General features: G+C 43.9%; 9 protein-coding genes. 4 read left to right on the top strand and 5 right to left on the bottom strand.

Going from position 1 to position 15,197, the window contains the following annotated elements:
- Positions 1-133: 133 nt before the first annotated feature.
- The 4 genes from EDC16_RS09370 to mfd form a co-directional block, all read right to left on the bottom strand.
- A complete protein-coding gene (locus tag EDC16_RS09370; RefSeq protein WP_132967593.1) occupies positions 134-769 on the bottom strand; it encodes a tellurite resistance TerB family protein in 636 nt (211 codons plus the stop codon).
- Between the two features lie 36 nt (positions 770-805).
- Positions 806-1,390, bottom strand: a complete 585-nt coding sequence (gene lpcA, locus EDC16_RS09365; protein WP_132967592.1) for a D-sedoheptulose 7-phosphate isomerase — start codon at positions 1,388-1,390, stop codon at positions 806-808.
- 147 nt (positions 1,391-1,537) lie between these two features.
- Positions 1,538-7,582, bottom strand: coding sequence for an exo-alpha-sialidase (locus EDC16_RS09360; protein WP_165894232.1), 6,045 nt, complete (start codon positions 7,580-7,582; stop codon positions 1,538-1,540).
- A gap of 485 nt (positions 7,583-8,067) precedes the next feature.
- Positions 8,068-11,508, bottom strand: coding sequence for a transcription-repair coupling factor (mfd, locus tag EDC16_RS09355; protein ID WP_132967590.1), 3,441 nt, complete (start codon positions 11,506-11,508; stop codon positions 8,068-8,070).
- A 212-nt stretch (positions 11,509-11,720) separates the two neighbouring features.
- Between mfd and smrB the strand changes: the two genes are divergently transcribed.
- A complete protein-coding gene (smrB, locus tag EDC16_RS09350; RefSeq protein ID WP_132967589.1) occupies positions 11,721-12,272 on the top strand; it encodes an endonuclease SmrB in 552 nt (183 codons plus the stop codon).
- On the opposite strand, the gene minC is transcribed toward smrB, so the two are convergent.
- Positions 12,265-12,936: a septum site-determining protein MinC gene (minC, locus tag EDC16_RS09345; protein ID WP_132967588.1), complete on the bottom strand. Its 672-nt coding sequence runs from the start codon at positions 12,934-12,936 to the stop codon at positions 12,265-12,267. The genes smrB and minC overlap by 8 nt on opposite strands.
- Positions 12,937-13,037: 101 nt before the next feature.
- Here minC and EDC16_RS09340 point away from each other — a divergent pair, with 101 nt between their 5' ends.
- The 3 genes from EDC16_RS09340 to EDC16_RS09330 all read left to right on the top strand — a co-directional run bounded on the left by EDC16_RS09340 (position 13,038) and on the right by EDC16_RS09330 (position 15,166).
- Positions 13,038-13,322: a YcgL domain-containing protein gene (locus EDC16_RS09340; protein ID WP_132967587.1), complete on the top strand. Its 285-nt coding sequence runs from the start codon at positions 13,038-13,040 to the stop codon at positions 13,320-13,322.
- A gap of 29 nt (positions 13,323-13,351) precedes the next feature.
- Positions 13,352-14,422: a lytic murein transglycosylase gene (locus EDC16_RS09335; RefSeq protein ID WP_132967586.1), complete on the top strand. Its 1,071-nt coding sequence runs from the start codon at positions 13,352-13,354 to the stop codon at positions 14,420-14,422.
- An 87-nt stretch (positions 14,423-14,509) separates the two neighbouring features.
- Positions 14,510-15,166 (top strand): fumarylacetoacetate hydrolase family protein, encoded by a 657-nt coding sequence (locus EDC16_RS09330; RefSeq protein WP_132967585.1) that lies wholly within the window; start codon positions 14,510-14,512, stop codon positions 15,164-15,166.
- Positions 15,167-15,197 lie beyond the last annotated feature (31 nt).

The following is a 15,197-nucleotide window of genomic DNA, read 5'->3' as shown; positions in this document are numbered from 1 at the left end:
AGGCTTCATCTAATCTAAAAAAGTATTTTGACCCACTACGCCCAAAATAAAACCCACTATCCATAAAAATTAGTGGGTTTGTCAGCAGTCTGAAAGGGAAGCATAACTTCCCTTTTGATAGGCTAAAAATTTATTATTTTGCCGCCAGTTCCAGTTGTTGTTTCAACTCGGCGGGTAATTTCAGTGCTTGCGCCAGTTGCTGCATATAAGCTTGCTCCAAAAAGTGATCGGGGTCAATCACCGACAAGGAAACCATATAAACTTCGGCAGCTTGCTGCGGATCATTGACTTGTTCGGCAAGGGCCTGAGGATCTAACGGGGTGTTGAGCCATTGATTAACCAGCTGATCGGCATTTTCTCCATAGCCCAACTGTTCCAGACCTTTATGAATTTGCGCTTTTTCTTGCGCATCGATTTGACCGTCGGCACGGGCGGCAAACACCATCGCCTGGGTTAACAACATGATTTTGTTATCAGATAAGGTGTTGTTGGCGTAAGTAATCGCCTCTTGCTGGGCTTGTGGATCGAATTGCACATCTTGCACCGCACTTCCGCTTTTATTTTGTAGCCATTTTTGGTAAGCAAGCCAAGCAGCGCCGGCTAATGCAGCATAACTTCCGGCTTTAAAGACACCTTTACGAGCACCGCTATTACCCAGAATCAAACCTGCTAAACCGCCGACCGCCGCACTTTTGGCGATTTTGGAAAAGTTTTCATCTTTCATCATCTCGCCCAGACGGCTTTGTAATTGACTGAATAAATTGTTCATTACTGATCTCCTCGTGTAAAACAACTATGCTTAAAATTAAGCCGCTTTTGCCATTTCAAATTCGATTAACATCATCAGAATATGAATGACTTTGATATGGATTTCCTGCGTGCGATCCGCATAACGGAAGTGCGGTACCCGAATCTCGACATCGGCCAAACCCGCCATTTTGCCGCCATCTTTACCCGTCATGGCAATTACTTTCATGCCTTTGGCTTTGGCGGCTGCAATGGCGTTTAACACGTTTTGCGAATTACCAGAGGTCGATAGTCCAAACAACACATCGCCTTTGTTACCGACCGCCTCGACAAAACGGGAAAATACATATTCATAACCGAAATCGTTACTGACGCAGCTTAAATGGCTGACATCGGAAATTGCAATTGCCGGATAGCCGGGACGGTTTTCGCGGTAACGCCCGGTCAGTTCTTCGGCAAAGTGCATCGCATCGCAATGCGAACCGCCATTACCGCACGACAACACTTTGCCACCGCTTTTAAAGCTCTGCGCCAACAACAGCGCGGCATCTTGAATCCGTTGAATGTTTGCTTCATCGTTGATGAAGTTATGCAACACATCAGCCGCTTCGTTTAATTCTGCTTTAATTTGTTCTAAATACATAATGCCCTCGTTTAGTGGTAAACAACGTGATGAGTTTGGTTATTGTAGAACATATTGCGAGGGAATGGTATGACTTATAAATAGAGAAAAACCGCACTTTAACGATTGATAGGCTGTTAAAGTGCGGTGAGTTATGGTGGTTAAAACTTAGAACGTATATTTAATATTCGCTGAGACATTTCGGTTATTCGTCGCATTATGAGAAACTTTATGCTGATAACCAACGTTAACACCTAGGCTGAATTTCGGCATAATCCGATATTCAGCGGCGGCTTCTACATTAATAGAATTGCCTAACCCACCTGAGGTAAAGCTTCTTTCTGCGATAGCAGATCGCACCAGCAAATCGCCTTTACTGCTGCTATTGTGTTGATAGTAAGTATCTAAGCCCAGAGTGAGGTTATCGAGGTTCCAATGTGTTCTCAAACCAAGATTTGTGGTGACGGCAGTGATGTTGTCATATTGAATCTTAAATAAATCACTGTTTGATTTTAAATTCATGCGTTGCAATTGTACATTGAGTCGTGGAATCAAATCAATGTTGCCTAAGCTAACGCGATAGCCGACTTCTGAACCGATACGCAGTGCTTTTGCCACCAGCGTGGCGCTGTCGTTGTTCGCGCTGATGTCGCCTTTATGGTGTTGGTAGCCGGTATCGAGTGCTAGGTAAGCATCGCCAAATTGCTGCGTAAATTTCATATTTGCACCGTAGGTTTTGTACTCACCACGGCTTGCTCCGTCAGCGGCTTGTGGCGTGGTGTGATATTTTCCGTGGTTAACAGCAAGGTGCAAAGTGCGGTTTTGTTGTTCAGACTGCCACACTTTTCCGCCAACCATCCAACCGTTGTAGCGAGATTCTGCGTTATAACCGTAATCTAAGAATCCAGCCGATGACTTATAATCTGTTTTGCCGTTCAAATAAGCGACAAACATGTTCTGACCATCATCAAGCAAAGGCGCTGAATGTCGTTCAAAATTTTGATAAATCATATTGTTATGGGTAAGCGCTAAATCTGAAGCTACAATATGTGATGGAATCAATGGATTGATTTGCGCACGATAATTTATGGTTTCGGTAACGGTTTCAGATGTCGTTGGAGTAGATACTAATGAACTCGATGCAGATGAACTAGCGGCAGTTTGTGATCCGACTGCCGGTGTTGTAACAGTAGTTGTTTCTGTAACCGCCGTAGTTGTTGGTGTAGCCGTTGCTGCTGCAACAGTGATTCTTGTTGAAGGTGTATTCCCTTGTGAATCAATCAACTGTGTCTGCAAACGATAATCATAGAAGTTGCTTTGATTGTCATTCACTTTATTTTCACTTGCCAAGGATGCGCCTTTATCAAAGGAAACCAGAGTATAGTTGAAAAGATCATTTTTCAGCACATTGCCATCGGCTAATTCAAATGCGCCAAGAGCGGTATTGCCACCGACTTGAATCAATGAAATCCCTTCATTATTATCGTAAGCCCCGTTGTTGTTTTGATCCGAATAACCATTTACAGTGCCGAGCAATGTTAAATCTACGGTTGTCGTTGGATTACCAGTCACATCGCCACTAATCAATAATTGATCGTGCTCCCAGTCTTGCACATTATCGCTCACGTTATTCACACGCAAATTAATTGAACCACCGTTTGCCTCAAATGAACCAAGTTTCAGTGTGTTAAATTCAGTTAACGCACGGCGTGCACGAGAGCGTTTGGCAGTTGGCATTGCTGTAGAGAGAGTGCTACCAGCATTTGATACCACATGGTTTAACTCGCCAGCAGCAAAGAGTGTGCCGTTGTTCATGATTAATTTGCCGTTTTCCATTTTGGCTGAAAGCACTAATGAACCTGCATTAAGGATAATATTTTCTGCGCTTAAACGTTCAGCTGAGAGTAAGAACCGCCCTTGCCCTTTTTTGGTAATACTGCCTTTAAGATCAATGGTTTGAGCTGAAAGTGCGGTCATTTTGTCACTGTCAACTACCAGATTTGAGTTTTGATCGCCGGAAAGAGTGTTTTCAACAGCAAGGTTTGCATTTCCTTGTAGCATTAACATGGCTTGATCTAAGCCAATATGGTTCGCCGCGTGTGCAACGGAAGCGTCGTTTGCAGTATAAGTTAAATTGGAATCTGCAACCTTCACCTCATTTAAGATGCTGTTTGCACTGAGCGTTAAATCACCGTTGACATTCAAATTGATCTTGCCGCTGGCATTACCAATTCTCCCATCAAATGTGCGAGCCTCTGTACCGTTATAATTTAAAGTTACTGCATTTGTTGTATCGTCGTTCACCAAGGTGGTGTTGATATGTGGTTGATGAATCGCAGAATCCATCGCCATTTCACCGATTGGTAATTCAACCGGCTCAATAATCGCAGAATCCATCGCTATTTCACCAATTGGTAATTCAACCGGTTCAATAATTGCAGAGTCCATCTCTATTTCACCTATTTCGCCTATTGCTGGTAATTCAACATCTTCTAAAATTGCTGAATCAGCTAAAAACTCAGGCTTACGCATGATGGTAGATAATGGATTTCCATACATATCAATTAAACGTGTTTGCAAGCGGTAATCATAGAAATTGCTTTGATCGCTATTTACTTTATTTTCATTCGCCAAGGAAGCGCCTTTATCAAAAGCAACGAGGGTATAGCTGTATAAATCATTGCTTAATACGTTACCATTGTTTAGTTCAAACACCCCCAATTTTGCTTCGCCACCGATTTGGATCAGTGAAATCCCTTCGTTATTATCGTAAAAACCATTACCGTTTATATCGGAATTCGCATTTTCTGTGCCAAGTAAATTAACGGCAACCGGAATGGCTTTATCGCTATTATTGGTGACATTGTTGGTAATTTTAAGGAAATCATGTTGCCAGGCTTTCATCTCATCACTGATATTATTCACACGCAAGACCACACTTGCCCCTTGGTTGATGATATCGGTGAAGCTCAAGACATTGGCCTCAAAAGGAAGTGTACGAGTGCGCTCGCCTTCAGACGTTGTCAGTGAATGATATGGGGAAATAACTGCGCCCGCCTGCCAAGTCATTGCTGAAGTTATATTACCGTTGCCGCTTAATGTTGCACCGTTGGCAAGCGTGAAAGTTTTGGCATTAATTGTCGCATCATCAAGTGTGAAGACACCTTCTTTAATCTCAATATTCCCCTCGTCCAACTTAGTATTGCCCGAAAGTTGGAAAATCCCAGCGCCAGTTTTGCTGAGATTGCCTGCGCCACTGAGGTTTTCAGAGTGTAAACTAACCAACTTATCCGCAGCAGAATGAATACTCAATGTTGAATCTTGCGCCAAGGTTACTGCTTTGGCGACCACCGTTGTACCGCTTTCTAAGGCAAGGGTTGCATTTGCGCCAAGTCTGGTGGTTTCAGAAAAATGTTGAGTATTTTCTTTGTAGGTAATTTTGCCACTTTTAACATCAATTTCATTGAGCACGGCTATGCCATCAATCGTAAGATTGGCATATTCATCTTCAGGGTTATATACCAAATTCATATTCGGCTGTTTATTTTCAGCCACGCCACCCAGATTACCGTTGATAGTGTGCTGACCGCCAGCATTATAAATCAGCGTTGCCATTTGTTCAGTGCTGTTAATAAAATGCCCGGTGATGTTATCTGAATATAAACCGGTGGTTTGCGGGTCAGAAGTGGCTTTATTTACGGTAATGGTATTGCCGTTAAGATCGACACTTCCTCCTTCCAAAATTAATTTGTCGTACGGGAGTTGATTGTCATCAGCTAAGCGGACGGTTGCGCCTTGTTTTACTGTGACTTCGGCATAGGCTTGAACTTTGCTGTTATCATCGGCGGTCTGTTTTAAAGTTGCTGTACCTTCCTCGATGACTAATTTAGCCGCATTTTCTCCAGTGCCGACTTTCACCATTTCACCATCGCCGATTTTGTAAAATGTTTCGGCACGATCACTGGTTAAGTTAACTTCTAGATGTTCAGTGCTGCGTTTATCTCGATAGATTCGATTTTCTGACCAAACGATTTCCTGTAAATTTAAGCGTACATATTGAATTTTCTCTGAACTTTCTTCATAGAGCAAGCCAATAGACCCGTCAGGTAGTTCAGTTAAGCTGTTATAGCCGTAGTTTCCTGTTGTAATAGTTGTATTATATTTCCATTTAATTGAGCCATCGTCTTGTACCTCCCCTAACCACACCATGCCATTCACTCGAGAACGAGAAGCTGAGTGTGGATTAGCAAAAACTAAATACTCTTTACCATTAATTTTTTTCGAATATTTAATCACTGACATTTGAGAATAAGGATCAAGTAAAATATCATCTGAGATAATCGTTTTTTGCCAAGTATAGCCGCTGTCTTTACTGGTTGAAATTTGCACTCGTCCACTTAAATTACGAGAAAATAATTTAAGGTCGCCATTATCTAATTCAACAACTTGGGATTCAGTCAATTGCTTCCAATCATCATTTAGAAGACGAGATCCACCGGTAGATGCTAAACGACGATCATTTGGTGATTCACCTCGCTCCCATGTGTTACCGCCGTCTTTGCTAATAATTAATGCAGCAGATTGTTTATTATTACTGTTCGTGTAGTAAACAGGCATAATTAATGTACCGTCTTTTAGCTGGATACCAGTCCCGGGACCAGTACCTAGAAAACGCATCCAATCTGCTTTTACTTGCGGAGTAAGATCGACTGGGTTTGACCAAGTTGCACCATTATCGTCACTGTGCGTCAGCCATAAATAGCTGGTGATCTGCACTTTTAACGGGGCGGCATCACTTCCTTGTTGTGCTGTTTGTAAAAAAACATTACCTAATCGTTCTGCACCACGATATAAATCGCCTAGATCCTTAAAGCCTATAGCAGCATCACCTTCCACAATCACTTTATATTCAGTAGGTTGGTGATCTTCGTTATAAACGACACCATTTTCTCGAACGGTATATTGTGCGCCATCAGCTCCAGTTAATACACGGTAGTAGTTATCTTTGATTTTTTTATAGCCGGTACCTTCTGATGAATGATCTTTATTTATGCCAAAGAAGCCCTGAGTTTCAGGGAACATGTCCACTAACATAAAAATGCGTCCGGATGTTTTATCTTGTAGCATCAGCGGATCAATTAAAAATGCAGCGTTGGCAGCACCATAAGTTTGACTGGCAAGATCGATGATCACTTGATCATCTTGCCATGTTTTTCCACCATCAAGACTACGGCGAATGGCGGTATCAATATTGCCCCAGTCACCGGCATGTTGATGGCGTTTATCAATAGCCGCAATGACAATGCCATCCTTGGTGGTTAAAAGTGCCGGAATACGGTAATTTTTCGCATTTCCTTGATCTTTTTGAAATAGAGGTTCTTTTGTACTCATATAAGAGCCGAGTTTGTTATGTTTATCCTCTGCATATTTGATATTAGCCGCTTCTTTTTCAAGATAGGCATTATATTCAAGAACATAGTTTTTGGTTAATTTATCGTGTTCTGCTTTAACTTCTTCTGCTGTTAATACTTTTGGTTCAGCCCCTGCATAATAAACATTACCGGTAAATGTCATTTCGCGTGTACCGCTTGCACGTTTTGTTCGCCCTACATAAGCCGCATCTAATCCTTCAATATCTTTAAAGAATTTAGTATCACCGTCATAGGTTTTTTGTAAGGTACCATTGACATAAATCATGATTTTTTTATTTGATTTATCAAAGGTATAAGTAACGGTGGTGAATTCGCTGTCATTTCTTGCAATATCAGCAGTAACAAGTTGGTTATTTGGAATTAAATTTGTATTTTTTCTAATTTCAATTCCAAAAGCATCGCCACTGGCTTTTCGATTTACATAGAAAAGAATGTAGTCATTATCTTTCTTTGAGTTTGAAACCCCTAATAAAGCAGTTAATTGTGTGGCTTCAGAATTTTTGAAACGAAATGTTAGCGAACCACTCTCTAGCTGAAAAGCATTTTGTGCAGTGAAGGTATCCGTGACATTAACTGGAGAACTAAACGGTGTTAAAGCACTGTAAGTAAAAATGGATGGGATGGTATTGCTTACAGTTGATGATACTAATGTTTCGGTTTTTTGTATTGTGGTTAGGGATTCTGCAAAAGCACCGGTAGCAAAAAAGGAAGAAATTAAAATTGCAAGTGAGGATTTTTGTAGTAAATGAATTGATGAGTTCAAAATAGATGTATTGTTCATAAAACACCTCATAGAGTGAGCTAATAAAGAGAAGTTTATCGAAAAGCAATGGAACTGGCTTTGATTGATAGTAAACATTTATATATCACTCCAAAAACGGAGCGGGTAAGTATGCAGGAATTTGTGAGAGCGATCAGGGATTGCATAACTTTAAAAATAAGAATTGTGATCAAGCTCAAATCGAAAAAGAAGTTTTAGATTGGAATTTGGTGTTGTAATTTAATTAACTAATAAAAATAAAAAGAATGATTTGTTATAATGATAAAAATAAAATGGCGTAATGTATAACTTTGGCGCAATTGATTGAAATCTAACCGTATTTATGCGATTTTTGAGATCTAAATCTCATTTATTTTATTTTAATATTATTATTTTAACCCAAACTAAATTTCTTAGTTAAATAAAAACAAATATAAATTTAAGTAAAAGAGCAGAAATCAATACTCAACCGCACTTTGAGTATTGTTATCTGCTTATTATTTTGTCTAATCTAACAAACTTTTCACCAACTCCTCCACAAAAGCCAACCGCTCTTGTGCGGTTTCGGTGGTTTTGGTGAAACGAAATTTAGTTGGGCCGTCGAAGCGGAAGATGTTCGGCTGTTGTTTGATTAAGGCTAAGAATTTGAGCGGATCCAGTTCGGCGTTGGCTTTGAATTCCAATGCGCCGCCTTGGGCGTGGGCTTCGATTTTTTGCACGGCGAGCGGTTTTGCCAATAAGCGCAGTTCGGCGATTTGCAGTAGGTTTTTGCCGGCTTGCGGCAGTAAACCGAAGCGGTCGATCAGTTCCACTTTCAATTCGTCCAGCTCTTGTTGGCTGGCAGCGCTGGCGATACGTTTGTAGAATGACAGCCGCATATTGACATCGCCCAGATACTCCTCCGGCAGCAGGGCAGGAATCCGCAAGTCGATTTCTACTTGCTGCTGAGTCAGTTCGTCCAATGACGGTTCGCGCCCCTCTTTCAGGGCGTTGACCGCACTTTCGAGCAGTTCCATGTAAAGCGAGAAACCGATCGATTCGATCTGTCCGCTCTGTTCACTGCCAAGCAGTTCGCCGGCGCCACGGATTTCCAAATCGTGGGTTGCCAGCACGAAGCCGGCGCCGAGATTGTCCAGACTTTCCAACGCTTCCAAGCGTTTCAACGCATCTTTGGTCATGCGTTTCGGGTTTGGGGTCAACAGATAGGCATACGCTTGGTGGTGCGAACGCCCGACACGGCCACGCAGTTGATGCAGTTGCGCCAAGCCGAATTTATCGGCACGCTCGATAATAATGGTGTTGGCTGTCGGCACGTCGATACCGGTTTCGATGATCGTAGAACAGACCAACAGATTGTAACGCTGATGATAAAAATCGCTCATCACCCGTTCCAGATCCCGTTCGCGCATCTGCCCGTGTCCGATCACAATGCGTGCTTCCGGTACCAGTTTTGCCAGCTGTTCGGCACAATTTTCAATGGTGGCGACATCGTTATGCAAGTAATAAACTTGTCCACCACGCAGAATTTCTCGCAGCACCGCTTCGCGAATCAGCAGATCATCGTTTTCACGTACAAAGGTTTTAATCGTCAAACGGCGCGCCGGTGGGGTAGAGATAATCGATAAATCGCGCATGCCGCTCATCGCCATATTTAAGGTGCGCGGAATCGGGGTGGCGGTCAGGGTTAGGATATCCACATTGGCACGCAGTTGTTTGATCCGCTCTTTTTGCCGCACGCCGAAACGGTGTTCTTCATCAACCACCAACAAGCCCAAATTTTTAAATTTCACATCGGATTGCAGTAATTTATGCGTGCCGATCAGAATATCGATTGTGCCTTGTTCCAATTGCTGCAAAATCACTTTCTGTTCTTTGGCGGTCTTAAAACGCGACAACATTTCCACATTGACCGCCAAGTTGGCAAAGCGGTCTTTGAAATTGTCGTAATGTTGCTGTGCTAACAGTGTTGTCGGCACGAGAATTGCCACTTGACGGCTGTTGTTCACCGCCAAAAATGCGGCACGGATCGCCACTTCGGTTTTGCCGAAACCCACATCACCGCACACCAGGCGATCCATCGCTTTCGGCAGACACATATCGCTGATCACCGCATTGATCGCCATTTGCTGATCAGCGGTTTCTTCAAAATTAAAGGTGTCGGCAAACTGTTTAAATTCTTCTTTATTATACTGAAAAGCAAAGCCTTTTTGTGTTTCGCGCTTGGCATAGACATCCAGCAATTCCGCTGCCACATCACGGATTTTTTCTGCGGCTTTATGCCGTGCTTTCACCCAGGCATCGCTACCCAGTTTGTGCAACGGTGCAGTTTCTTCATTGCCGCCCACATAGCGGCTTAATAAATAGAGAGATGACACCGGCACATACAGTTTTGCTTGGTTGGCGTAATCTAAAATCAGATATTCGGCAGTGATGCCACCGGTTTCAAGTGTTGTCAAACCACCATAACGCCCCACACCGTGCTCAAGGTGCACCACCGGCTGTCCGGTTTTCAATTCGGCCAGATTGCGGATCAGGGTATCCGGGTTCACGGTTTTACGTTGATCGCGTTTGCGCTGCTGCACCCGTTCGCCCAATAAATTGGTTTCGGTGATCAGTGCCAGCTGGGCGTGACTGTCACAATCTAAAATAAATCCGTCATCCAATCCGCTAATCATCAGGTTATGACGATTTTCAAATGCTTGTGACAGGGTTCGGGTCAAGTGCGGTTTCAGCTTTAATGGACGTAATAATTCGAGTAAGGTTTCACGCCGTCCTTCGCTTTCCACCGAAAACAACAGTTGTCCGTCAAACTGTTCATCAAATTGGCGCAGCAGTTTCAGCGGCTCTTTCTGTTGGGCGTTAATCGTCAATGTTGGCAATGCGCTGACCGGCAAATTGCTCTGGCGAGCCGAATTGCGCAATTTTTCGTTATGCAGCGTTAAGCGCGGGTAGTGTTTCAATTGGCGATTGATGTCGTCAATCCGTAGCCATAACTGATCCGGTGGCAACAGTGGGCGCATCGGATCAACTTTGCGGCTTTCAAAACGTTGCTGAGCATCTTGATAGAAGCGCTCCGCACGCTCAGCGTTGTTGTGATAATCAATAAACAGGCTGTTTTCAGGCAGGTAATCAAACAGCGTTGCCATCTGCTCAAAAAACAGGGTTTGCCAATATTCAATCCCGGAAACCAGCGTGCCTTTGCTGATTTGTTGGTAAATATGCTCCGGATCGCGACGGATTTCAAAACGTTCACGGAATTGTCCACGAAAAAACTCAATCGCTTTGTCGTCAGTCGGAAATTCATGCGCCGGCAGCAGATTAATCTGTTCGATTTTGTTCAGGGTGCGCTGTGTATCCACATCGAAAGTACGGATCGAATCAATTTCATCATCGAAGAAATCCAAGCGAAACGGCTCGTCACTGCCCATCGGAAACAGATCCAGCAATGAACCGCGCACCGCATATTCACCGTGTTCCAGCACTTGCTCCACTGCGCGATAACCTGCGTTCTCCAGTTGTAAGCGCAATTTGTTTAACAACACCTTGTCACCTTGCTTAATCAGCAATACGTTATTGCTTAAAAAGTGCGGTGGGCACAGGCGTTGCATCAAGGTGTTAATCGGCAACACGAAAATGCCTTGTTGTGGTTGTTGCAGGAAAAACAGCGCACTTAAACGAGCGGAAATAATATCTTGGTGCGGTGAAAAACTGTCGTAGGGCAAGGTTTCCCAATCAGGGAAAAAACAGACGTTTTGTGCGCTGAAGCGGCTGAGTTTTTTTTCTAAACTGAGGGCGTAGCGAGTATCGGCGGTCACCACCACGGTTAAACCTTGATGTTGACTTGCGGCTTGGCTGATCGCCAGCACATCGCTATCGGCGATGACATTACCGAGTAATTTGTGATCGGCGGCTTGTTGCGGCAGATTTAAGGTGAATAGTGGATTCATAACTTTTCAGATTGCTTGAAACAAAATAAGCGCTTAGTGTAACCAACATTGCGCCGCTATGCCAGTGGCGGTTGATTATTGTAGGGTCTGTTGATCTTTGTTTATATTTTGTTGGTAAAGACAAAAGTGCGGTTTGAAGGCATTTTCGTGTTATATTAGCGCCGAATTTTAAGCATAAACAGCAAGAGAGTAAGGACCGTCAGGCAAATCCGATGAATTTAGAGCAAGATGATATTCAGCTTTTTCGACGCGAGATCCGTGGGGCGAAAAAGTTGAAGCAAGATACCTATGTGGAACCAAGAATAGTGGAGCCAAGAAAAGTGGCAGCAAGAATAAAAACAGCCGCAGCGAAACAAAAGCAGCAAAATAACGAATTGGTGCAGCAACAGGATATCAGCTTCTATTTTTCCGATCAGTACGAACCGTTATTGGAACAGGACAGCAAAGTGCGGTATCTGCGTGCAGGCGAAGATTCTCATTTGCTGAAACAATTGCGGCGTGGTGATTTTGCGCCCGAGCTGTTTCTGGATCTGCACGGACTAACGCGAGAACAGGCAAAAGCTGAGTTGGCAGCATTGTTGTACGCTTGTGAGAAAGAGAATGTGTTTTGCGCCAGTATTATGACCGGCTACGGCACGTTTGCATTAAAACAACAGATTCCGCGCTGGTTGGTGCAACACCCCAAAGTGCGGGCGTTGCATCAAGCGCCAAAGGCCTGGGGCGGTGATGCGGCATTTTTGATTCTGTTTGAAACGGTCACTTGATGTAATGATAGCTTAATGTATTGGCACCGGCTTCGATGCGCACTGCTTGCAGCAAATAGTCGATCGGAATTTGAGCTTTATACACAAAACGTTTGCAGACCGACAGAAACTCTGCATCCAAATATTGGGTGTAAACGCTGCAATCATTGTGTTCTGAATTAACCCCCGCCATGGCACGCCCCCACAGTTTGCCGTAGATGTGAATATTGCCGTCGGCAGCGACTTCGGCACCTTGTGCCACGTCCCCGTGAATAACCAAATCACAATGTTTGGCATAGATCACCTGTCCGGCAGCAACATTGCCTTGAACCACTTTCGGTTTGACATAACGAAACTGTGGCATAATTTGATCCAAACTGGTGCTTTTGCCCAGCGCCGGCAGGTTATGGCTCAGTACCAGCTCTTTTTCCAGATTATTGTGCCAATTGCTGACTCCGATCAGCTGAATCCCGAACTCTGTCAAGAGTTGCTGCAACTTGAACAGATCCACTTTTTGCAGATGTTGATTAAATTCTAGGATCACCGGTACATTTTGAAAGAAAAGCGGGGATTTTTGCACTTTATTGGTCAGCGCTTTTTTAATTGCCACCAGGCTGGAGCTGTTGATCGTCAGCAAAATCGATGAGAATTGTCCGGTATGTAGTTCAATAATATTATTTGCCATAGCGTGCAAGAGGTCTTTAACATAAATTTAGTATTCTGATTATAGTATAAATTTCGTATAATTACGATGATTGAATCAGATGAATAGAGGAGCAGTGGTTGATGTTATGTGCGATTTATAAAACACGTCGTCATGCCGGAATGTATTTATACCTTGCTAAACGTGATGATTTTTCAGCGGTGCCACAGGTTTTGCTAGCGCGTTTCGGCACCCCGGAATTGTTGATGTTGTTTAATCTGCATGGCGATAAACCGTTGGCATTGGCGGATAATGACAGCGTGAGCCAACAGCTTCAAACCCAGGGATTTTATCTGCAAATGCCACAGCAGGAACCCAATTTATTATTAGCGCTTAAATCTCAAAATGATTTAGCCACTAAGCTGTAATTTTTTAAATGTGTTAACAGGAAAGCAAAATGTTGAAAAGAACTCTCTTAATCACCAGCCTATTGTTGGCAGGTTGTAGCTCGAATCCAACAACCTATCACGGACAGCCGTTCGCCAAACCGAGAACCTTAGATAATTTTAACGATTATATCCGTTATTTAGAGCAAAGAGCGGTTGCCGAAGGAGTAAGCAGCCGAACGATTACACAAAAAGGGCAAAATGTCCGCTATATTGCTAAAGCCGTTGAGTTAGACAACAGCCAAGCAGAACGAGCGCAGCGCAACCGTAATCAGCCGGCGGCGCCGAATCCTAATGGCGTAACCAACTACCTTAACCGCGTCTTAACACCGCAAAAAGTCAACATCGCCGAACAGCGCTATTGGCAGCAACTGCCGGCACTGAATCAAGCCAGCCGCCAGTATGGCGTGCCGAATCACTATATTATGGCGTTGTGGGGCATGGAGAGCAGCTTTGGGTACTATCAAGGCAATTATGATGTGTTGTCGGTCTTGGCGACGCTGGCATTTGACGGACGGCGTGAAACCTTATTTGCGCAAGAATATGTGAACGCACTAAAAATTTTGCAACAAAATGTGATTTCGCGTGAGCGCATGAAAGGCTCTTGGGCGGGGGCAATGGGGCAGTCGCAATTTATGCCGTCTTCATTTTTAAGTTATGCGGTTGATGCCGATGGTGACGGCAGTAAGGATATTTGGAAAACCCAAACGGATGTTTTTTCCTCAATCGCCAACTATCTGTCAACCGTAGGGTGGGACAAACGACTGCCGTGGGGTGTTGAAGTGGTGCTGGATAGCCCGATGTCGTTGGATCTGGCCGGGATCGAAAGTGGCAAAAAACGTTCGTTGGCAACTTGGCAAGCGATGGGCGTGCGCTTGAAGTCATATGACGATGCGGCTTTGCAACGCTGGCAACAGCTTGCCGGTGCCGATTTGTGGCTGGTACGTCCGAATAAAGAAGTCGGCAGGGTGTTTTTGGTGACGAATAACTACCGCACTTTGCTCAATTGGAACAATTCTAACTATTTTGCCTTGAGCATCGGCATGTTTGCCGACCAAATTGCTGCGCGTGTAAATCAATAAAAAACTGCCTATCTTTTAAAAAGGGAATATGTTACAAATGAAGTCACTAGCGGTGATGGTGGGTTAAGCAACGAACGGGAGAAGTGTATGTATCAACATAGAGATATTAAAGGCAGTACCTTGGATTTGCCGGTGAATAAGGTGGTGTGTGTCGGGCGCAATTATGTCGGACACATTAAAGAGATGAACAATCCTGTAATCCAAGAGCCATTACTTTTTCTGAAGCCAAATACCGCACTTTGCCCCTTAAATAAGCCGTTGGATATTCCTAAAAAATGGGGACGGGTGGATCATGAACTTGAAATTGCGGTGCTGATCGGATCAACGCTGTCCAACGCCTCACCGGGACAGGTAAAAAATGCAGTTGTCGGTTTTGCCGTTGCATTGGATCTGACCTTGAGAGATATGCAACAAGAGTGTAAAGAAAAAGGCTGGCCATGGGCAAAAGCCAAAGGCTTTGACAACTCCTGTCCGATTTCACATTTTATCCCGGCGGCCCAATGCCCCGATTGGGATAAAATTCGCTTCAGTTTGAGTGTCAACGGCGAATTACGACAAAAAGGCAAATCCGCTCAAATGATGACCCCGATAGCCCAATTGATCAGCTACGCCAGCCGCTTTTTTACCTTACAAAAAGGCGACATCGTCCTCACCGGCACCCCACAAGGTGTCGCCTCATTACAAGAAGGTGACCGCTTGGAGCTGACATTGGAAGATTATCGAGTGAATACGGTGGTGATTTGATTCTTCATGCGCCAAAAAGGCGTGGCATAAC

Origin of the sequence: Testudinibacter aquarius (assembly GCF_004342725.1) — a bacterium.
Taxonomy (GTDB): Bacteria; Pseudomonadota; Gammaproteobacteria; order Enterobacterales; family Pasteurellaceae; genus Chelonobacter; species Chelonobacter aquarius.
The sequence above is the reverse complement of the archived record's forward strand: the minus strand, read 5'-3'. Positions and strand labels throughout refer to the sequence as shown.

Bases quoted from the DNA above. Each gene is read 5' to 3' on its own strand.
- EDC16_RS09370 (WP_132967593.1), bottom strand. From the start codon at position 769: ATGAACAATTTATTCAGTCAATTACAAAGCCGTCTGGGCGAGATGATG.
- lpcA (WP_132967592.1), bottom strand. From the start codon at position 1,390: ATGTATTTAGAACAAATTAAAGCAGAATTAAACGAAGCGGCTGATGTG.
- EDC16_RS09360 (WP_165894232.1), bottom strand. From the start codon at position 7,582: ATGAACAATACATCTATTTTGAACTCATCAATTCATTTACTACAAAAA.
- mfd (WP_132967590.1), bottom strand. From the start codon at position 11,508: ATGAATCCACTATTCACCTTAAATCTGCCGCAACAAGCCGCCGATCAC.
- smrB (WP_132967589.1), top strand. From the start codon at position 11,721: ATGAATTTAGAGCAAGATGATATTCAGCTTTTTCGACGCGAGATCCGT.
- minC (WP_132967588.1), bottom strand. From the start codon at position 12,936: ATGGCAAATAATATTATTGAACTACATACCGGACAATTCTCATCGATT.
- EDC16_RS09340 (WP_132967587.1), top strand. From the start codon at position 13,038: ATGTTATGTGCGATTTATAAAACACGTCGTCATGCCGGAATGTATTTA.
- EDC16_RS09335 (WP_132967586.1), top strand. From the start codon at position 13,352: ATGTTGAAAAGAACTCTCTTAATCACCAGCCTATTGTTGGCAGGTTGT.
- EDC16_RS09330 (WP_132967585.1), top strand. From the start codon at position 14,510: ATGTATCAACATAGAGATATTAAAGGCAGTACCTTGGATTTGCCGGTG.